The sequence below is a fragment of the Micromonospora sp. NPDC049891 genome, assembly GCF_040660295.1.
GTDB lineage: Bacteria > Actinomycetota > Actinomycetes > Mycobacteriales > Micromonosporaceae > Micromonospora.
Genome location: NZ_JBFAML010000005.1, coordinates 156709 through 176686, shown reverse-complemented (window position 1 = coordinate 176686; position 19978 = coordinate 156709). Strand labels below are relative to the sequence as shown.

20 protein-coding genes and 1 pseudogene are annotated in these 19978 nt (G+C 70.0%); 16 read left to right on the top strand and 5 right to left on the bottom strand.

Features of this window, described 5'->3' with window-relative positions; all coding sequences use genetic code 11:
• Window positions 1-10: 10 nt before the first annotated feature.
• From AB0I71_RS09465 to AB0I71_RS09450, 4 genes are read left to right on the top strand one after another with little or no spacing between them, the layout of a single operon-like run.
• Window positions 11-979 (top strand): UbiA prenyltransferase family protein, encoded by a 969-nt coding sequence (locus AB0I71_RS09465; protein ID WP_357582772.1) that lies wholly within the window; start codon window positions 11-13, stop codon window positions 977-979.
• Window positions 979-1992 (top strand): glycosyltransferase, encoded by a 1014-nt coding sequence (locus tag AB0I71_RS09460; protein WP_357582771.1) that lies wholly within the window; start codon window positions 979-981, stop codon window positions 1990-1992. Before AB0I71_RS09465 ends, AB0I71_RS09460 begins: the two co-directional genes overlap by 1 nt.
• On the top strand, window positions 1989-3026 hold the full coding sequence (locus AB0I71_RS09455; protein WP_357582770.1) for a glycosyltransferase: 1038 nt from the start codon (window positions 1989-1991) through the stop codon (window positions 3024-3026). The genes AB0I71_RS09460 and AB0I71_RS09455 overlap by 4 nt, the downstream gene beginning before the upstream one ends.
• Window positions 3023-4138: an endonuclease/exonuclease/phosphatase family protein gene (locus tag AB0I71_RS09450; RefSeq protein WP_357582769.1), complete on the top strand. Its 1116-nt coding sequence runs from the start codon at window positions 3023-3025 to the stop codon at window positions 4136-4138. Before AB0I71_RS09455 ends, AB0I71_RS09450 begins: the two co-directional genes overlap by 4 nt.
• 44 nt (window positions 4139-4182) lie before the next feature.
• Here AB0I71_RS09450 and AB0I71_RS09445 read toward each other — a convergent pair whose 3' ends face one another.
• The 4 genes from AB0I71_RS09445 to AB0I71_RS09430 form a co-directional block, all read right to left on the bottom strand.
• A complete protein-coding gene (locus AB0I71_RS09445) occupies window positions 4183-5091 on the bottom strand; it encodes an SMP-30/gluconolactonase/LRE family protein (RefSeq protein WP_357582768.1) in 909 nt (302 codons plus the stop codon).
• On the bottom strand, window positions 5088-5522 hold the full coding sequence (locus AB0I71_RS09440; RefSeq protein ID WP_357582767.1) for an SRPBCC family protein: 435 nt from the start codon (window positions 5520-5522) through the stop codon (window positions 5088-5090). The genes AB0I71_RS09445 and AB0I71_RS09440 overlap by 4 nt, the downstream gene beginning before the upstream one ends.
• Window positions 5523-5622: 100 nt before the next feature.
• Window positions 5623-6849 (bottom strand): serine protease, encoded by a 1227-nt coding sequence (locus AB0I71_RS09435; protein ID WP_357582766.1) that lies wholly within the window; start codon window positions 6847-6849, stop codon window positions 5623-5625.
• On the bottom strand, window positions 6846-7082 hold the full coding sequence (locus AB0I71_RS09430) for a hypothetical protein (RefSeq protein WP_357582923.1): 237 nt from the start codon (window positions 7080-7082) through the stop codon (window positions 6846-6848). Before AB0I71_RS09430 ends, AB0I71_RS09435 begins: the two co-directional genes overlap by 4 nt.
• Between AB0I71_RS09430 and AB0I71_RS09425 the strand changes: the two are divergent.
• The 4 genes and pseudogenes from AB0I71_RS09425 to AB0I71_RS09410 form a co-directional block, all read left to right on the top strand.
• Window positions 6972-7235, top strand: a pseudogene (locus AB0I71_RS09425) (alpha/beta fold hydrolase); the annotation flags it as partial. The gene AB0I71_RS09430 and the pseudogene AB0I71_RS09425 overlap by 111 nt on opposite strands.
• Window positions 7236-7308: 73 nt before the next feature.
• A complete protein-coding gene (locus AB0I71_RS09420; protein ID WP_357582921.1) occupies window positions 7309-7845 on the top strand; it encodes an alpha/beta hydrolase in 537 nt (178 codons plus the stop codon).
• 203 nt (window positions 7846-8048) lie between these two features.
• Window positions 8049-9152 carry a glycosyl hydrolase 53 family protein gene (locus tag AB0I71_RS09415; RefSeq protein ID WP_357582765.1) on the top strand — a complete coding sequence of 368 codons (1104 nt, stop codon included), beginning with the start codon at window positions 8049-8051 and terminating at the stop codon, window positions 9150-9152.
• A gap of 363 nt (window positions 9153-9515) precedes the next feature.
• The gene (locus AB0I71_RS09410; protein ID WP_357582764.1) at window positions 9516-10904 is read left to right on the top strand and encodes an RICIN domain-containing protein; all 1389 of its coding nucleotides are present in this window, start codon (window positions 9516-9518) and stop codon (window positions 10902-10904) included.
• A gap of 97 nt (window positions 10905-11001) precedes the next feature.
• Here the strand turns inward: AB0I71_RS09410 and AB0I71_RS09405 are convergent, their stop codons facing one another.
• Window positions 11002-11772: a FadR/GntR family transcriptional regulator gene (locus AB0I71_RS09405; RefSeq protein ID WP_357582763.1), complete on the bottom strand. Its 771-nt coding sequence runs from the start codon at window positions 11770-11772 to the stop codon at window positions 11002-11004.
• Window positions 11773-11914: 142 nt separating this feature from the next.
• On the opposite strand from AB0I71_RS09405, the gene AB0I71_RS09400 reads away from it, so the two are divergent.
• The 8 genes from AB0I71_RS09400 (at window position 11915) to AB0I71_RS09365 (ending at window position 19920) form a co-directional block, all read left to right on the top strand.
• Window positions 11915-13177, top strand: coding sequence for an extracellular solute-binding protein (locus tag AB0I71_RS09400; protein WP_357582762.1), 1263 nt, complete (start codon window positions 11915-11917; stop codon window positions 13175-13177).
• A 4-nt stretch (window positions 13178-13181) separates the two neighbouring features.
• Window positions 13182-14165, top strand: a complete 984-nt coding sequence (locus AB0I71_RS09395) for a sugar ABC transporter permease (protein ID WP_357582761.1) — start codon at window positions 13182-13184, stop codon at window positions 14163-14165.
• Window positions 14165-14992: a carbohydrate ABC transporter permease gene (locus AB0I71_RS09390; RefSeq protein WP_357582760.1), complete on the top strand. Its 828-nt coding sequence runs from the start codon at window positions 14165-14167 to the stop codon at window positions 14990-14992. Before AB0I71_RS09395 ends, AB0I71_RS09390 begins: the two co-directional genes overlap by 1 nt.
• A 1-nt stretch (window position 14993) precedes the next feature.
• On the top strand, window positions 14994-16226 hold the full coding sequence (locus AB0I71_RS09385; RefSeq protein WP_357582759.1) for a mandelate racemase/muconate lactonizing enzyme family protein: 1233 nt from the start codon (window positions 14994-14996) through the stop codon (window positions 16224-16226).
• Between the two features lie 61 nt (window positions 16227-16287).
• On the top strand, window positions 16288-17313 hold the full coding sequence (locus AB0I71_RS09380) for an alcohol dehydrogenase catalytic domain-containing protein (protein WP_357582758.1): 1026 nt from the start codon (window positions 16288-16290) through the stop codon (window positions 17311-17313).
• Entirely contained in the window at window positions 17310-18071 is a 762-nt protein-coding gene (locus AB0I71_RS09375; RefSeq protein WP_357582757.1) for an SDR family oxidoreductase, read from the top strand. Before AB0I71_RS09380 ends, AB0I71_RS09375 begins: the two co-directional genes overlap by 4 nt.
• On the top strand, window positions 18068-18943 hold the full coding sequence (locus AB0I71_RS09370) for an amidohydrolase family protein (protein ID WP_357582756.1): 876 nt from the start codon (window positions 18068-18070) through the stop codon (window positions 18941-18943). Before AB0I71_RS09375 ends, AB0I71_RS09370 begins: the two co-directional genes overlap by 4 nt.
• Complete coding sequence (locus AB0I71_RS09365) at window positions 18940-19920, top strand: aldo/keto reductase (RefSeq protein ID WP_357582755.1); 981 nt, start codon at window positions 18940-18942, stop codon at window positions 19918-19920. The genes AB0I71_RS09370 and AB0I71_RS09365 overlap by 4 nt, the downstream gene beginning before the upstream one ends.
• Window positions 19921-19978: the final 58 nt, after the last annotated feature.

Genomic DNA, 19978 nt, shown 5'->3' with positions numbered 1-19978 from the left:
GGGTCCCGCGATGACGTCCGTCGAAACCGTGGTGGAGCCGGTCGCCCCGGTGGTCACCCGGCGCACCACCCGCCTGCCCGCGCCGCTGCGACATCTGGTGGCGCTGGCCCGGCCCGGCCACGCCGTGAAGAACCTGCTCGCCGTGCCGCTCGCGCTGGCCGACACCCCGGTGTGGACCGCCGCGACGCTGTGGCGCTGTCTCTGGGCGGTCACCGCGTTCACCCTGGCGTCCTCGGTGATCTACGTGGTCAACGACATCGCCGACCGCCACCGGGATCGGGACCACCCGGCCAAGCGGACCCGCCCGATCGCCGCCGGCCACGTCCCGGTCCCGGTGGCCTGGGCGTACGCGGGCGTCCTCGGTGCCGCGCTCGCCGTGGTCACCGCCAGCGGGCCGGCCATGAGCTGGTGGCCGCTGCTCACCTACCTGGCGCTGAGCATCGCCTACAGCCGGTGGCTCAAGCACGTGCCGCTGCTGGACGTCTGCGTGGTCTCCGCCGGCTTCGTGCTGCGGGTGTTGCAGGGTTACGCGGCGACCGGGGCGGAGGTCTCCAGCCTGCTGCTGACCGCGGTGTTCAGCGGGTGCCTGGTGCTCATCCTCGGCAAGCGGCGGCACGAGCTGGCCGCCCTGGGGACGCCCCACCGTCCCGCGCTCGACGGGTACAACCTGCTGCTCGCCGACCACCTGCTCGGCCTCACCGCCTCGCTGGCCGGCACCACCTTCCTGCTGTACCTGCACATCGACGCGCCGGTCGACGCCTACCCGCCGGTCGCGCTGGCCATCGTCGTACCGCTGGGCCTGCTCGCCGCGTTCCGCTATCTCCAGGCGGTCCTGGTGCTGCGCGGTGGCGGCGACCCGATCCGGATCCTGCTCCGGGACCGGACCATCGTCGTGTGCGCCGCGCTGGCCGGCGCCACGCTGGCCCTGGCCCAGATCATCGCCCGTTACCCCAACCTGCTGACCTGGACGGACAGTTGATGAAGCAACCCCTGGTGTCGGTCATCGTGCCGAACTACAACTACGCCCGCGCGCTGCACCTCTGCCTGGACTCGCTGCGCGCGCAGACCTACCCCCACCTGGAGATCATCGTGGTGGACGACTGCAGCACCGACGATTCGGTAGCGGTCGCCGAGGCGCACGGGGCGCGGGTGACGCGTACCCCGTACAACGGTGGGCCGGCGGCGGCGCGCAACCTGGGCGCGGCGGTCGCCAAGGGGGAGATCCTGTTCTTCATCGACTCGGACGTGGCCGCCCGGCCCGACGCGGTGGCCAACGCTGTCGAACTGCTCACCACCGACCCGACCATCGGGGCGGTCTGCGGCAACTACGACCCGGTGCCGTTGATCCGGGACAGCCTGCTGGAGGAGTACCGCTGCCTGCAACAGTCCTACTGGCTGATCGCCGACGAGGGCCAGATCATGACCCTCTACACCGCGCTGCTGGCCATTCCGGCGCGGGTGTTCGCCGAGGTGGGACCGTTCAACCCGGGGCTACGGGAGACCGAGAACGCGGACTACGGGATGCGGCTCGCACAGCGCTACCGGATCCTGCTCTCCCCACGGGTACGCGGCGTGCACGACCACGACCACGAACTCGGCGTGCTGGTGCGCAAGGTGTTCACCCGCACCGCGCTGCACATCCCGCTGTACGCCCGCAAGCCGGAGTTTCCCGGCGGGCTGCGCAGCGGTCCCCGCGCCTGGGTGAGCATCGCCGCCCCGCTGTCGGTGCTCACCGCGGTACTGCCCCTGCTGCTCGGTCCGGCATTCCTGCTGGTGCCGGCCGCCGCGCTTGTCGCGTTCGTCGCCGGAGACCTGCCGATGTACCGGTTCGTCCGGGCCGAACGCGGCATCCTGTTTCTGGTCTACTTCATCGCGATGCACTTCTTCCTGAACCTGGTGATCGCCGTCGCCGCGGCGTGCGGTGTGGCCGCCTGGTTGACCTCGGCCCGGTTCCGCCGGCTCTACGACCGTCCGGAGGTCGCCACCCGATGAACGAGCTTCCGCTGGTCTCGATAATCGTGCCGAACTACAACTACGCCGAGTCGCTGGACCTGTGCCTGCGGTCCATTCTCGACCAGACCTACCCGAACATCGAGCTGCTGATGGTCGACGACTGCAGCACCGACCAGTCCGTCGCGGTGGCCGCCGCCCTCGGCGTGAACGTGGTCAGCACCGGCGTCAACGGTGGCTGCGGTACCGCCCGCAACGTGGGTGTCGCGCACACCCGAGGTGAGCTGATCTGCTACGTCGACTCCGACCTGGCGCTCGCACCCGACGCGGTGGCGACCGCGGTGCGGATCCTCACCGAGGACCCGAGCATCGGCGCCGTCTGCGGCATCCAGGACGCCGAACCGTTGCTCCACGACACGGTGGTCTCCCGTTACCGGGGCCTGCAGTACCACTACTGGTCGATCAGCTCCGAAGGCGACGTGTCGTTCCTCTTCCCCGCAATGTGCGTCATCCGGCGCAGCGTCCACGAGGAGGTGGGGCCGTTCAACCCGGCCCTGCGGCAGACCGAGGAGGTGGACTACGGCTACCGGCTCACCCGCCGGCACCGGATGCTGCTCACCTCCGACGTACGCGGCCGGCACGACCACGACCACGAACTGGTCGGGCTGTTGCGCAAGCTGTTCCACCGGGGCCGGCTGCGCATCCCGCTGTACGCGCGGGCCCGGCGATTCGGCAAGGGTTTCGAGACCGCCTCCCGTGCCTGGGGCAGCCTCGCCGCCTTCGCCGTCCTGCCGGCGCTGGCCGTGCCGCTGGTGCTGGGGCCCTGGGCTGCCGTCGTACCGGCCGCTCTGCTCGCCACCTCGCTGGCCTGCGACGCCGGGATGTACCGCTTCGTGCTGCGCCGTCGCGGGCTGCCGTCCCTGCTCGGCTTCGCCGTGCTGCACTTCCTGGTCAACGTCACCATCACCGCCGGAGTGGCGACCGGCGCGGCGCAGTGGCTGCTGTCGCGGCCCTTCCGGCAGTTGTACGACGCCTCGTTCCCGATCGACAGCACCCCCCGGTGGGAGTCGGCGTGACGACCGCCGCGCCGGTGGCCACCGCCGGCACCGAACCGGACGCGCCCGCCCGCGCGGCGCCCCGGCGCCTGCCGGCTGCGTTCCTGGTCGCCGGCGCGGCGCTCTGGCTCGTGTTCACCGCCGTGCACCTGGCGGTCAGCGGGCGTTGGTGGCTGTGGCTCGCGGTGGACGCCGTGCCGCCGCTGGCCTTCGTCGTCGTCCCCCTGACCCTCGGCGTCGGCGCGGCGGTGCTGCGCCGACGGTGGCGCACGGTGGCGCTGCTCGCCACCGCCGCGCTGCTGCTCGGCGCCGGCCAGTCCGGCATCAACACCCGTCGGTGGCAGGGCGGCGACGGTGTCGCACCGGCCGACGCGGTGCGGGTCTTCGTGTGGAACACCGACTACTGGGACGAGGGCGGCCAGACCGAGGCGCTGTACCGGGTGCTGCGGGAGGCCGACGCCGACGTCTACCTGTTGCAGGAGTACTGGTACGCCCGGACCGCCGGGCCGACGGAGACGGCACTGGAACGGCTGCGCGCCGAGTTCCCCGGCTTCCACGTCGTGGCGGCCGGGGAACTGGTCACCGTCTCGCGCCTGCCGGTGCTGCGGCAGGCGCCCCTGTCGGCGGACGGCCTGCCACCGGCGGTCGCCGACGCCGGTGACGAGTGGCGTTACAAGACCCTGCGCACCGACCTGGACGTCGGCGGCGGCCGGGTGCTGTCGACGTACAACCTGCACCTGCCCGTGCAGCTCTCACCCGACCACGGACTGTTCGACAGGGACTTCTACCGGGTGCTGCGCGAACAGCACGCGCAGCGCGAACCGCAGTGGCGGGCACTGGCCGCGGACGTCACAGCCAACCCGCACCCGGTGCTGCTCGCCGGTGACCTGAACACCAGCCCCGCCATGGGTGACCGGCGCAAGCTGCCTGACGGCCTGCGCGACGCCAGCTACGCGATGCCGTCGCTGTACCCGGCGAGCTGGGCCGACAGCCCCGGCTGGCCGCAGTGGTGGCGGCTGGACTGGGCGTTCGTCTCACCCGGCGTCCGGGTGCACTCCTACCGGTTCGGTGCCGGGCAGGGGGTGTCCGACCACCGTCCGCAGGAACTGGTGCTGTCCCTGCCCGACCGCTGACCGGTCGGGCAGGGACCGGCACCCGCGGTACCGGGACCGCCTGTCTATCCGGCCGTCGGGCCCGCGCCCGTGACGTTCAGCGCGAGCGAGTAGACAGAGGTCGTGGCCGTCACGAACAGCAGGTTGCGTTTGCGGCCACCGAAGGTGAGGTTCGAGCAGATCTCCGGCAGTCGGAGCTTGCCGAGCAGCGTGCCCTCCTGGTCGAAACAGTGCAGGCCGTCGTGGGCGGCGACCCACAGCCGGCCCTCCTGGTCGAGTCGGATCCCGTCGAACGACCCGGCGTCGCATTCGGCGAGCACGCCACGGTCACGCAGCGTCCAGTCGGGGCCCACGTCGAAATGACGGAGATGCCGTCGACGGGTGTCGGCGATGAACAGCCGACGCTCGTCCGCCGAGAACGCGAGACCGTTGGGACGCAGGAAATCGTCGGCGACCCGTTCCACCCGGCCGTCCGGCGAGCAGCGGTAGACGTGGCAGCCGTCCAGTTCCGGATCTGCCCGGTGCCCCTCGTAGTCACTGTCGATGCCGTAGCTCGGGTCGGTGAACCACAACGAGCCGTCGCTGGTCTCGACGACGTCGTTCGGGCTGTTGAACCGCTTGCCCTGCCAACGGTCCGCCACGACGGTCAGCGACCCGTCCGGCTCGGTCCGGGTGACCCGGCGATGGCCGTGCTCGCACGTCACGACGCGGCCGAGACGGTCGATGGTACGGCCGTTCGGGTAACCGGCGGGCGTCTGGAAGACGTCGCACCGCCCGGTGATCTCGTCCCAACGCAACACCCGGTCGTTCGGGATGTCACTGAACAGCAGGCAACGCCACGCGGATGAGTACGCCGGGCCCTCCAGCCAACGCCCGCCGTCGAACAGTCGCTGCACCACGTGGTCACCGCTCACCGCCTGGAACCGCTCGTCCAGGACGTCCCACCGGGTGGGTACGCGTTCCACCGGGGTCATCGTTCACCCTCCCCGCGCGCGGCGAGCCTCGCGAAAGCCGTCGCCTCCTGCTCAAGGAGCCGCTGGGTCCGCTTGCCGTACAGCAGCCGGACCAGGCGGGCGCCCGGGCCGTCCCAGTCGATGCTCAGCCGCAGCCGGGTGGCGGAGCCCTCCGGACGCAGCTCGTGGCGCGCCGTGGTCCGGACACCCGCCGTACGGGCCACCCAGGTGAAGCCGGCTTCGGGCCGCCAGTCGGTGACCTCGTACGTCGCGGGGGTCAGCCCTGGCTGGCGGATCCGGAAGCGGCTGCCGACCGTGACCGGCCCGGCGTCGTCGATTCGTCTGATCTCGTCGATGGTGGGCAGCAACTCGGCCCAGCGGTCGACGTCGCTCACTGTTCGCCACACGGTGGCGGGCTCGGCGTCCACGTGCTGTTCGACGGCAATCGTCATGTACCGGATGGTACGGCGGCGAGCGGTGAGTGGCCCGTCAGGGTCGCGGCGACGGTGGCGACCCGGGCGACGCGCTCCGCCCGGGTCGCCACGGTCGTGGTCAGCCGTTGTCGATCAGACTCGCGATCTCGTTGTAGATGAGGTGTGCCTTCGCGCCCTGGTTGGACGGACAACCGCCGAGGTGGTGCAGGGCGATCACCCGGTGGCTGCTGTTCAGCACCGGCGAGCCCGAGTTCCCGCCGGAGGTGTCACAGCTGTAGCTGATGTTCCAGGTGTTGTAGTTGGCGTTCCGTACGGTGCAGCGCGCACCGTTCTGGGTGTCCTCGAAGATCGACAGACGCTTCGGGCTGCCGTCACCGTGCCCCGGGATGTACATCTGCGTCCCGGTGGTGGTGGCCGAGGTCGCCAGGTAGAGCGTGCCGAATCCCTGGATGGCGGCGAAGTTGTTCACCGAGAACAGGGCGTAGTCGAGCTGGCTGGAGCCACCACTGCTCACCCGGTAGAGCGTGGCACCACTCACCTTGGTACCGGCCCCGGGGTTCGCCCCGCCGCAGGTGGCGCACTGGTAGTTGAACTGCATCTCGCTGCCGCTGACCGCGGCCTGCGTCGAGAAGCAGTGCTTGTTCGTCAGCATGCGGTTGGTGTTGCCGACCCGCCAGGTGGTGCACATGCCGCCGCCGCTGATCAGCAGCCGCGCCACGGCGTTGCCCCGGGCGTACTCGGTGGGGTGGCTGCTCTGGTAGCAGACCACGTCGCGGCGGGCGTCGGTGCTGCACACCGACTGCGTGGAGAAGTTGTACTGGGTGATCTCCGTGCGGTCGTAGCCGCGCCAGAACCTGTCGATGGTCGCCACGCTGCCCCGGGAGGAGCGGTTGCCGTGCAGCGTCACCACCGCCGTGTCGCCCTCCACCGACATCGCCCAGAAGCCGGGCCGCCCGTCGGTGGTGTAGTCGGCGCCGGTCGCCCGGTTGAGGTGGCGGTCGTACCGGTAGCTCTCCCGGCCGTCCGGGCTCGCCACTGTGACGTACTCGCCGGGCGCCAGCCGTAGCGAGCTGAAGTGCACCTTGACGTACGTGGCGCCGGGGTGCCGGATGATCTGGGTCCGGCCGTCGCGGGCGTACGACAACGAGCCGTCGACGGTGCGCAGCTCACCGACGGTCGTCACACCCTCGGCCGAGAACTGGTCCGACTCGGGTGCCCGGTCGGAGAGTGGCGCGACCGGCTGCACCGGGTACGCCTCGGCGGGTGCCGACAGCAGGTTCAGCCCGAGTGCGCAGGCAGCGAATGTGACGGTCACCGTGCGTAGGCGGCGCAGGGCAGGTTTCATCGTCGCTCCTCCCAAGGAAGCGGAACCTGAACGATTCCTAAGTCTTCATACCGGAACGCGATCGATACATGCAAGACTGTCAATGTAAACAAGGCTTGTTGACGCGGCGCCGGCGTGGGTACATGTCGCGCATGTTCGACGGATTCACCGATGAGCGGATCGACGTGGGGGAGGTGGAACTCCGCGTCCGCCACGCCGGGCACGGGCCGGCCGTCCTGCTCGTGCACGGGCATCCGCGTACCGGATCGACCTGGCACCGGGTCGCTCCGCGGCTGGTGGATCGCGGATTCACGGTGGTCTGTCCGGACATGCGCGGCTACGGACAGTCCGGCAAGGCGCGGATCCTGCCGGACCATTCCCAGCAGTCCAAGCGCGTGGTGGCGGCGGACATGGTCCGGCTCATGCACACGCTGGGTCACGCGACGTTCGCCACGGTCGGCCACGACCCGTGGCTGCTACGTGGCGTTACGCCTGGCGCTGGATCATCCCGACACCGTCAGTCGGCTGGTGGTCATCGACGGGGTGCCCATCAGCGAGGCCCTCGCCAGGTGCGACGCGACCTTCGCCCAGAGCTGGTACCACTGGTTCTTCTTCGCCCAGCCGGACAAGCCTGAGCGGGCCATCGGCGCCGATCCCGACGCCTGGTACGGCGACAAGGCGCGGCCGGACCGCATGGGAGTCGAGAACCACCGGGAGTTCCGACAGGCCATCCACGACGCGGCTACCGTCCGGGCGATGCTGGAGGACTACCGCGCCGGCCTCGGGGTCGACCGGGCGCACGAGGAGGCCGACCGGCGGGCCGGTCGCACCGTGCGCTGCCCGACCCTGCTGCTCTGGTCGACCCGCGACGACCTGGAGGATCTGTACGGCGATCCACTCGCCGTCTGGCGCCCCTGGGCCGACGATCTGCGCGGCCACCCGATCGACTCCGGACACCACGTCGCCGAGGAGAACCCCGACGACCTGACCGCCGCGCTGTACCGCTTTCTCGCCTGACCGCTCACCGTCACCTCGCGTCCGGTCCGCGGCGCGGCATCCGTTCGGGGCTGGTGCGGGGGCACCGGCATGGGTCACCCTGACTGTCACGCCTGAGTCATCGATGACCATCACCACCTCACCTGGTGCCGAGACCGTCCGGCAGTCCGGCCGGACGTGCCCGAACCGTCGGGCACCCGCATCCCTGGATGTGAAGGAGCGCCATGAAACCGTCCCTCCGGGTCCTCGTGGGGGTGGCAGTCCTCGCGGCCCCGCTGGCCCTGACCGCTCCCGCGCAGGCGGCCAACACCCTCACCATGCGCGGCGCGGACGTCTCCTCGCTGCAACGCAGTCTCGACCTCGGTGCCCGCTACTACAACGCCTCCGGCGCGCCGGCCGACCCGTACGACATCCTCGCGTCGAAGGGCGTCAACTATCTGCGACTGCGCATCTGGAACAACCCGGCCAGCGGCTACAACAACAAGGCCAGGGTGCTCCAGCAGGCCAGGGCGATCAAGGCCAAGGGCTTCAAGCTGCTTGTCGACTTCCACTACTCGGACACCTGGGCCGACCCGGGCAAGCAGTATCCGCCGGGGGCCTGGGCCAACCACTCGCTGAGCCAGTTGCAGACCGACGTCTACAACTACACCCACGACGTGTGCACGGCGCTGAAGGCGCAGGGGACCACACCGGACGCGGTGCAGATCGGCAACGAGATCAACGTGGGCATGCTGTGGCCCGCCGGTCGGGTGGTCAACAACGACTTCGCCCCGCTGGCGAGCCTGCTCAAGCAGGGCTACCAGGCCACCAAGGCGTGCAACGGCGGCACCCAGGTGTGGATCCACACGGCGAACGCGGACAGCAACGCCAACGCCCGCTGGTTCTACGACGGGATCAGGGCGCGGGGCGTCGCCTGGGACGTCACCGCGTTGTCCTACTACTGCATGTGGCACGGCACGCTGGCCAACCTGTACAACGTGATCGCCGACGTGAAGTCGCGTTACGGCAAGCCCGTGGTGATCGCCGAGACGGCGTACCCGTTCACCACGGCCGACGCCGACCACCAGCCGAACGTGATCTCCGGTACCACGCGCTGCGACAACATCCCGGCCACCTGGTCCGGGCAGGCGCAGCAGTTCAGCTGGGTGCAGAACACCGCGCGCAACGCCGGCGCGGTAGGCGTCTTCTACTGGGAACCGACCTGGCACGCCGTGCGCGGCAACGGCTGGGATCCGGCGGACATCAACGGAACCGGTAACGGCTGGGACAACATGGCCGTCTTCGACTGGTCCGGACGGGTCAACCCGCACGTGTACTGGACCCCGTGACCGCCCTCCGGGCCCGGCAGTCGCCACCGGGCCCGGTTGGCGGGGGCGTTCCGTGGCCCTCGGGCGGGCCGGTCCGGGGTTCGAAGGACGGGCCGACAAATAGACCTCAGTCGTTTGACGTATGACGTCGTTAACGCTAACTTCGCTGTCACGAGCGGGTCTTGTGGCTGCCGGGAGCCCGATTCTCCGCCGTGGTCCCGCGCCGGCCGGTCTCGACCGTGGGCACGTCGTCACGCCTGTCGGCGGCTCCGGTGACCTGATCTTTCCGCACCACACCACAGTGCTGACGCCACCACCTGACGCCGGCACATACGCAGGGCATCCACGGACTGCGCGTGGGCGCCCCGATCGAAGGAGTGGACCATGAAGGCCATCGGTGAGGCTCGTCCCGCCTCCCCACCCAGACGCCGTTTGCGGTCAGGGTTGGCCGCGGCGGCCGCCGCGGTCCTGGCCGCGAGCGCGCTCGTGGTGGTGAACGCGGCGCCCGCGGCGGCGGCGACCGTGGACACCAACGCCTGGTACGTCCTGGTCAACCGGAACAGCGGCAAGGCCCTGGACCTCTACGCGGCGGCCACCAACGACGGCGCGCGGATCAGCCAGTGGACCCGCAACAACGGCGCCAACCAGCAGTGGCAGTTCGTGGACTCCGGCGGTGGCTACTACCGGCTGAAGTCCCGGCACTCGGGCAAGGTCCTCGACGTGCACAACTTCTCGACCGCCGACGGCGGGGCGATCGTGCAGTGGTCCGACCACAACGGCACCAACCAGCAGTTCCGGCTGGCCGATTCGGACGGCGGTCACGTGCGGCTGATCAGCCGGCACAGCGGCAAGGTCGTGGAGGTGCAGGGCGCCTCCACCGCCGACGGCGCGAACATCGTGCAGTACGCCGACTGGAACGGCGCCAACCAGCAGTGGCAACTCGCCCGGGTCGACGGCGGCGGCGACCCGCCGCCGAGCGGTGGCACCGGGTGCGGCAAGGCTCCGACGCTCAACAACGGCACGCACACCATTCAGAGCAACGGTAAGAGCCGCCAGTTCATCCTGCGGCTGCCGGCCAACTACAACAACAACAATCCCTACCGGCTGATCTTCGCGTTCCACTGGCGCGGCGGCACCATGCAGGAGATCTCCTCCGGTGGCACCAGCGGGAGTGCCTGGTCCTACTACGGCCAGCAGGAGCAGTCGAACAACAGCGCCATCCTGGTCGCACCGCAGGGGCTCGGCAACGGTTGGGGCAACTCCGGTGGCGAGGACGTCACATTCGTCGACGACATGATCCGTCGGATCGAGAGCGACCTGTGCGTCAACCCGAGGCAGCGCTTCGCCCTCGGCTTCAGCTGGGGCGGTGGCATGAGCTACGCCCTCGCGTGCGCGCGGGCCACTGTCTTCCGGGCCGTCGCCGTCATCGCCGGCGCGCAGATCAGCGGTTGCAGCGGCGGTACGCAGCCGATCGCGTACTTCGGGTTGCACGGCATCTCGGACAACGTCCTCAGCATCGGTCAGGGCCGAGGGCTGCGCGACACCTTCGTCCGGAACAACGGGTGCAACGCCCAGAACCCGCCCGAGCCGGGTGCGGGCAGCCGTACGCACATCACCACTGCCTACTCCGGTTGCCGCGCCGGATACCCGGTGCAGTGGGCGGCCTTCGACAACGGGCACATGCCGGGCCCGGTGGACGGGACGTACGCCGAGAGTGGCATCACCACCTGGACCAAGGGTGAGATCTGGCGCTTCTTCGCCCAGTTCTCCTGACCGGGCCGACTGTGACGACGGGTCCCGGCCTCCTGGCAATGGTGTGCACACCAGCGTGAGCCAGGGGGTCGGGCCCGTCGGCCTCTCCGCGCTCGGGTCAGCGCTGCAGGCGGTCCGGCTTGCCCGGGCCGCTGCGCCGCACCAGCCAGGCCTCGGTGATGTGGGTGTGCATCGCCTCCGCGGCCCCCTCCGGGTCGTGGGCGGCGATCATCTCGTAGACACGTCGGTGTCCACGGTTGGAGGCGACGCAGAGCGACCGCTCGGTGCGGCCGGTGTACCGCGCCGTGTTCACGACCTGACTCTCCAGCGCCCTCACGACACCACGAGCGATGCGGTTTCCGGACGCCTGCATGACGGTGTCGTGGAAGGCGCGGTCGAGTTCGTGGTAGGCCACGGTGTCGCCGACGAGCTCGTCCATCCGATCGACAAGGGCGCGCAGGCGGTCCACGGTCTTCTCATCGGCGACCCGGGCGGCGACGTGCGCCATGTCGGACTCCAGCAGCCGCCGGGTCACCACCACGTCGTCGAGGATGGCGAGGCTGTCGTCCTCGGCGATGGTGGCCCCGAGGACCAGTTCGTCGAGCATGTCCCACATCGAGGGCGGGGTGACCATGGTGCCGGCCCCCTGGCGGACCTGTACCAGCCCCTTCTCCTGGAGGATCTTCACCGCTTCCCGGACCACCGTCCGGCTGACCGAGAAGGTCTCGCAGAGGACCGGCTCGGGGGGCAACGCCGTGCCGGACGGATGTACCCCACGGACGATGCGCTCCACCAACTCGGCGGTGACGGCCGTGGCGAGGTTTGTGGGGCGGCGCGGCCAGGCCGGGGCGGCCAGCTTGTCCAGGGCCGTCTCCTGCGATGGCGTCATGTCCCCCTCCGATTGGCTCGTCGTACCACGACGTCCAGGTCAGTGTACGACTGACTGTTGACGTCAGACGTCATACGAGTTACGTTCTTGATCACGTTGGCTGCGGCAGGCCGTCAGCCACTCCCCTCAGAGGTGAACAGCTATGAAACAACGAGCATTGTGGTCAGCCGTCCTCGTTGTGGGACTGGCGACGGCAGGATGTGGAAGTGCCTCCGACACAGGCTCCTCCGGCGGCTCGACCGACAAGCTGGTGGTGTGGGACTGGAAATCCGGTGAGCCTTCCGCCGGACCTTACATCGACAAGGCGAAGGCCGACTTCGCCGAGAAGCACCCGGACGTGACCGTCGAGTTCGTCGCGCAGCCGTTCGACCAGTACTACACGCTCCTCGGCGCGGCCATCCAGTCCGGCAAGGGCCCGGACGTGATGCTGTTCAACGGCGGCGGCCAGATCCGCGACCGGGTCGACGCACTGGTGCCCCTCGACGAGTACGTGGCCGAGGACAAGCAGCGGCTCGCCGGTTGGGACGCCTTCACCAAGGACGGGAAGACCTACGCCGGTCCGGTGACGTTGCAGGGCCACCCCATCTACTACAACAAGGCGCTCTACGAGAAGGCCGGCCTCGATCCGGAGAGCCCCGCCACGACCTGGGACAAGTTCCTCGCCGACTGCGCCGCCATCGGCAAGGCGGGTGCCAAGTGCTTCGCCCTCGGCAACAAGGAGGGTGCCGGAATCCAGTTCTGGATGTCGGCCCTGGGCTCCGGCATTCTCACCGCCCAGGAGTACGACGACTGGATCGCGGGCAAGCGCGACTGGAACTCGCCGAACGTGAAGCGGATCTTCCAGCTCTGGAAGGAGGCCGGCGACGCCGGTCTGAACAACGACGGGGCCAACTCGACAGCGATGTTCAACGACGCCTTCGCGCTCTTCCAGTCCGCCAAGGCCGCGCACGTCATCGGCCTGATGTCGGACGTGGGGCACTGGAAGGACTTCAACGAGTTCCTGACGCCGGAGAAGCTCGGTGTGATGAACGCTCCGGTTGTCACCGCCGGCACCACGCCGACCCTGGCCTACGACGGCGGCATCGGATACGGTGTGGCGAAGTGGACCAAGGATCCCAAGGTCGCCGCCGACCTGGTGCGGTCGCTGACGTCGACCGATGCGCTCAACGCCTTCTACGCCGAGGCCGGCGCGATCGCCGCGGACACCACGATCGACGTGTCGCAGGCCGGCCCGGCCGCCGCCACGATCGTCGCCGCGCTCAAGAGCGGTAAGCCCGCCCTGCACGTGGCGCTCTCCTCGAAGACCCTGGATCTGATGGGGCGGATCGCCCAGCAGCTGCTCAGCGGCTCGATAAGCGTCGACGAGGCGGTGAAGCAGCTGGGCGCTTCCGACCAGGCGGGCTGACTTCGTGCCGATCGGAAACGCAGAGCCGTCGGTCCGTCCGGTTTCCGCCGGACGGACCGACGGGGCAGCGGCGGCCGGGTCTGCGGGCCGCCGCCGTGGTACCGGGTCACGGCCCGTCCGCGGCGGCTCGCGCGCCGAGCGCTTCGCCCCCTACGTCCTGGTCGCACCCGCGATCCTGATCATCGTGGTGCTGCGGCTGTACCCGTTGCTGCTCGGCGTCAACTTCTCCTTCACCGGGGACGGAGAGCGCAACGGTACGACTGTCGGTCTCGACAACTACCTCGAACTCCTCGACGACCCGCTGTTCCGGACCGCGCTGAGCAACGTCGGGCTGCTGGTGCTGCTGCTTCCGGTCGCGGTGGCGATCCCCGGGCTGCTCGCGACCTTCATCTACCTCCGGGTGCCCGGACATCGCTTCTACCGCAGCGTCTACTTCTTCCCGGCGGTGCTCTCACCGGTCATCGTCGGCGCGATCTTCAATCTGCTGCTCGCCTTCGACGGCCCGGTCAACGCCGGGCTGGAGGCGGCCGGCATCAGCCCGGTGGACTGGCTCGGGAATCCGGGCGTCGCGATGTTCGTGGTGGTCGGCGTCCACATCTGGGCCACCTTCGGGATGGCGCTCGTGGTGTTCCTCGCCGGGTTCGCCACCCTTGACGCCGCACTGTTGGACGCGGCCCGGGTGGACGGCGCGTCGCTGCCCCAGGTCATCCGGCACGTGATCATTCCCGGCCTGTCCCGCACCATCGCGTTCGTCGCCGTGACCACGATGGTCGGGATGCTGACCTCAATGTTCGGCCTGCTCTACGTGATGACCAGCGGGGGACCGGAGGGGTCCACATACCTTCCGGAGTACTACATCTGGATCCAGCAGGGCCAGATGAACCGGCCCGCCCTCGCCTCGGCCGCGTCGACGGTGCTCTTCGTGATCATGCTCGTCGTGGGACTGCTACAGGTGAAGCTGCTCAGGCGGGCGGGAGGAGAGGACTGATGCACCGCGTACGACTGAGTCGGTGGCTGCTGGCCATCCCGATGTCGCTGCTCGCGCTGGCGACGATCTACCCACTGCTGTTCACCGCCAACGTGGCGATGAAGACCCGCCGGGACTACATCCTCGACCGGTTCTCGCTTACCGACGCCCTGCGCTGGGACAACATCAGCACGGCGTGGAACAGCGTCGGCATGGACCGGTACTTCCTCAACTCCCTGATCGTGGTGACCTCGTCGGTCGTCCTGCTGCTGTTGCTCGGGTCGATGGCCGGCTTCGCCTTGAGCCAGCTTCGGTTCCGGGGTTCCTCGGCGCTCTTCCTGGGCTGCCTGGCGGGCCTGTTCGTGCCGTTCCAGGTGATCATGGTGCCGCTCGCCCGGATCATGGCCGACACCGCCCTCATCGACACGTACCCCGGGCTGATCCTGGTCTTCGTGGCCCAGTTCCTGCCCTTCACCGTCTTCCTGATGACGAGTTACTACAAGACCATCCCGCGCGAGGTCATCGACGCGGCCCGGATCGACGGCAACAGCGTGTACGGCGTGTATCGCCGGATCATGCTGCCCCTGGGCACCCCGGCCCTGCTGTCGGTCGGCATCCTCAACGCGCTGTTCTGCTGGAACGACGTTCTGATGTCGCTGGTGATGATGCCGTCGGCGGATCACCGCACGCTCATGGTCGGTGTGACCTCGCTGCGTGGGCAGTACTCCGATGACATTCCCACCTTCGCCTCAGGGGTACTGATCGCCGCGATACCGGTCCTGGTGGTCTACCTCTTCCTCCAGCGCCAGATTGCCGACGGCGTCGCCGCCGGCTCCACGAAGGGCTGAAATGCGCATCACCGGATATCGGACGCTCACCACGATCCAGGAATGGGGGCGCCCAGTCGGCGACGCCAACGGCGTCTTCGCCGACGGGAAGGTCCCGGTACCGATCGTCGTCGTGGAGACCGACGAGGGACTGACGGGTGTCGGCATCGGCCCGCACGTCGAGATCGAGCGGATCTTCGCGGCCATCGACGGTGAGGATCCACGGGCGGTGACCACGCTCTACGACCGCATGCTGCGGCACACCTTCAAGGCCGGTCACGCGGGCCCGGTGTTCGGCACCATCGGCGCCCTCGACACCGCCCTGTGGGACATCAAGGCGCAGGCGGCCGGCCAGCCGCTGTGGCGGTTGCTGGGCGGGCGTGACCGGCGGGTCCCGGCGTACGCGTCCGGCCTCGACATCGGCCTGACCGACGACGAACTCGTCTCGACGTACACCCGCTACGCCGGGCACGGACTGCGCGCGGCCAAGCTCAAGGGTGGCCTCGACATCGAGCAGGACCGACGTCGGCTCAACCTGGTCAAGGAGGTGCTGTCCGAGGCCGGTCACGGACTGCGGCCCGGGCTGATGCTCGACGTCAACGAGGCGTGGACCCGCAAGCAGGCCGTCCGGCACGTGTGCGAACTCGAACGCACCCTCGACCTCATCTGGATCGAGGAGCCGGTTCGGCGCTGGGACGCCGAAGGGCTCGCCGCCGTCGGTCGGGGGGTGCGCGCCTCCGTCGCCACCGGGGAGAACCTCACCGGGCTTGAGCAGTACCGTCCGCTGATCGCCGCCGGCGCGGTCGACGTCGTCCAGACGTCCGCGATCGGGGGAGTCACCCACTTCCTGCGGGTGTCCGCCCTGGCCCACGCCTACGACCTGCCGGTCAGCCCGATCGGCAACAGCCCGCTCGGGTTGCTGCACGCGGCCACCTCGGTGCCCAATCACCTGACGAGCGAGTTGCAGAACCTCTGGCCGCCGGTCGGTGTCTCCGCCGACCTGCACGTCGAGGACGGGGCGTTCGTCCTCGGCGACTCGCCCGGACTCGGCCTGCGGGTGGACGAACAACGGATCCGGGCCGTGGACCGGCACCAGGCCCCGGCTGTCGACGGCCCGAACGTCCGGCCGGAGCAGGCCGGGCGGCGGCTGCTGGCCGCGACGGACGACGTCCTGCCCGCCGCTGGCTTCCCGCTGGCCCGGGCTGCCACACCGGCACACAACAGCAACCAGGTGTCGCCGACCGGACGTCACTGAACGGACCCGACGGTGGTGGCCGGCGGCCCGAGCGGCGTGCGGCTGTTGATACGGAGGATGGATGAAGGCAGTGGTCTACCGGGGGGCACGGCACCTCGGAGTCGAGGAACGTGAGCCGGTGGCGCCTGGGCGCGGCGAGGTAAGGATCTCGGTGGCCTACACCGGGATCTGCGGCACCGACCTGCACATCTACCACGGGGACATGGACTCCCGGGTCGGTGCCGCCGCGATCATCGGGCACGAGATGTCCGGACGGATCGCGGCGCTGGGCGAGGACGTCACCGGCTGGTCCGTCGGTCAGCCGGTCACGGTGCTGCCCACCAGATGGTGCGGGCGATGTGCCGCCTGTCGGCGCGGCAACTCGCACATCTGCCTCGCCATGAACTTCCTCGGCATCGACTCGCCCGGTGCCATGCAGTCCTCCTGGAACGTGCCCGCGGAACTGGTCCTGCCGCTGCCGGAGGAACTGCCACTGGACCAGGGTGCACTCGTCGAACCGGTCGCCGTCGCCGTGCACGACGTGCGGCGCGGAAAGGTGGCCTCGGGCGATCACGTGGTAGTCGTCGGCGGTGGGCCGATCGGGGTGCTGATCGGCACCGTGGCCCAGGGCCAGGGTGCGCGGGTACTGCTCGTCGAACCGGAGCCGACCCGCCGCGCCGTGGCGGGCGAGGTCGGCATCGAGGCCGTCGACCCGGGCACGGTCGACGTGGCGGCGTTTGTCGCCGACCGCACCGACGGTGCGGGCGCCGACGTCGCCTTCGAGGTGTCCGGCTCCGCCGCGGGCGTCGGCACCGCGGTCGATGTGCTGACCGCCCGGGGCCGGCTGGTGATGGTGGCGATCCATCCCCGGCCCCGGGAGGTCAACCTGCACCGCTTCTTCTGGCGCGAGCTGGAACTGCTCGGCGCTCGCCTGTACCAGCGAGACGACATGGCGGAGGCGATCCGGTTGGTCGCCTCCGGCGCGATCCCGGCCCGGCAGCTGATCTCCCGGGTCGAGCCGCCCGAGGCGGCGGCCGAGGCGTTCACCGCACTGGAGGGCGGCGGTGTGATGAAGGTGCTGCTGGACTGGCGGGAGGGCGACAGGTGACGAAGCTGTTCGACCTGTCCGGACGGACCGCCGTGGTGACCGGTGCCCGGCGCGGCATCGGCCTGGCCATGGCCGAGGCGTTGGCCCTGGCCGGTGCCGACGTCGTCGGTGTCTCCGCGAACCTCGAACCGGAGGAGAGCGAGGTGGGACGCCGGGTGCGCGCCGCCGGCCGGCAGTTCACCGCGCTGCGCGCCGATCTCGCCGATCGGGCGGCCGTACGCCGGCTGGCCGGTGATCTGATCGCGCTCGGGCCGATCGACATCCTGGTCAACAACGGCGGCACGATCGCCCGTGCCCCGGCCGTCGACCACCCGGACGAACTCTGGGACCACGTGATCGAGGTGAACCTGAACAGCCAGTTCGTGCTGAGCCGGGAGATCGGTCGGACGATGGTCGAGCGCGGCCACGGCAAGATCATCTTCACCGCGTCCCTGCTCAGTTTCCAGGGCGGCATCACGGTGCCCGGGTACGCCGCGTCGAAGTCCGGTGTGGCCGGGCTGACCAGGGCACTGGCGAACGAGTGGGCGGCCCACGGGGTGAACGTCAACGCCATCGCCCCCGGCTACATCGCCACCGACAACACCCGGGCCCTGCGCGAGGACCCCGACCGCGAGCAGGCGATCCTGGCCCGGATTCCGGCCGGCAGGTGGGGTGCCGCCGATGACCTCGGTGGTGCCACGGTGTTCCTGGCCTCGGCGGCCTCCGACTACGTGAACGGGATCGTGCTGCCGGTCGACGGCGGATGGTTGGGCCGATGACCGACGCAGCGCCCGATCCGGCCCGGATCGTCGACGCCCACCACCACCTGTGGGTCCGGGCACGGCATCCGCAGCCGTGGATCGATCCGGTGACCATGTCGGCCATCGACGCCGACTTCGAACTCACCGACCTGGCTCCGCTGGCCCGGGCGGCGGGCGTCACCGCCACAGTCGTCGTGCAGTCCATCGCCTCGGCGAGGGAAACCCTGGACCTGCTGCGCGCCGCGGCCGACGACGTCCTGGTCGGCGGCGTCGTCGGCTGGGTCGACCTGACGGCCGACGACGTCGCCGACCGCCTCGACCGGCTGCGTGCCGCGCCCGGTGGGCAGCACCTGGTCGGCGTCCGTCATCTCGTCCAGAGCGAGACCGACCCGGCCTACCTGGACCGCCCGGACGTCCGCCGGGGCATCGCCGCGGTGGGCGCCGCCGGCCTCGTCTTCGACCTGCTGGTCCGGCAACACCAACTGCCCATGGCCGCTCGGCTGGCACGTGACCTGCCCGGGGTGCGGTTCGTCCTCGACCACCTCGGCAAGCCCGCGCTGGGCGCCCCGGAGTTCGACGACTGGCGGCGGGACCTGCGGGCACTCGCCGCAGCACCGAACACGACGGCGAAGGTGTCCGGCCTGACGACCGAGGTACCCCGGTCACCCTGGACCGTGGCGGATCTCCGACCCGCCGTCGACCACGCACTCGACGTGTTCGGGCCGGAGCGGCTGATGTTCGGCTCGGACTGGCCGGTGAGCCTGCTCGCCACCTCGTACCCACGCTGGATCGAGGCGGTCACGGAGTTGTTGGGAGACCTCGACCCGGCCGCCCGCGCGGCGGTCTGGGCAGGTACCGCCCGGAGCTGCTACCAACTGGGGGTGTCATGAGGACACACGTGCTGCCGCGCCGTCCGGCGATCGGCCTCACCGAGCTGGGCTTCGGCGCGGCCCAGGGCGGCAACCTGTACCGGTTGACCACGGACGAGGAGTTCGCCGCCGCCATCGACACCGCCTGGGCGGCGGGCGTGCGGTACTTCGACACCGCGCCGCACTACGGCCTCGGGTTGTCCGAACGTCGCCTGGGCAGCGCGCTGCGGCACCGACCACGCGACGAGTACGTGGTGTCGACGAAGGTGGGGAGACTGCTGGAGCCGTCGCCGCGGAACGCCCACCGGCGCGACCCCGAGGGGTTCGACGTTCCCGCGAGCCATCGCCGGGTGTGGGACTTCAGCCGGGACGGGGTACGCCGTTGCATCGAGGCCAGCCTGGACCGTACCGGCCTCGACCGGATCGACATCGCCTACCTGCACGACCCCGACGATCACTGGGAGCAGGCTGCCGAGGAGGCGGTGCCCGCCCTTGTCGAGTTGCGCGACCAGGGCGTCGTGGGTGCGATCGGGGCCGGCATGAACCAGTCGGCGATGCTCGCCCGGTTCGTCCGGGAGACAGACGTGGACGTGATGATGTGCGCCGGCCGGTACACCCTGCTCGAACAGGGCGCGGCCGCCGACCTGTTGCCGCTCGCGGAGAGTCGGGGAGTGGGTGTGGTGATCGCGGGTGTCTACAACTCGGGACTGCTGTCACGGGACCACCCGCCGGCCGACGCGCTCTACAACTACCAGCAGGCGCCACCGGAGCTGATCGAGCGGGCCCGGCGGATCGCCGAGGTCTGCGCCATCCACAACGTAACCCTGCCGCAGGCGGCGCTGGCCTTCGTCCGCCGGCACCCGGCCGTGGTCTCGACGGTGGTAGGTGTCCGCAACGGGACGCAGATGACGGAGACGGTACGGCGCTCGACCGCGGTGGTACCCGACGAACTCTGGGAGTCACTGGCCACCGCCGGGCTGCTCGCCTCGGCCCGCTGAACGTTCCTCGGACAGCGCACCGGCGCCGGACGGCGAGGTGCACTGTGGCTGCGCACGT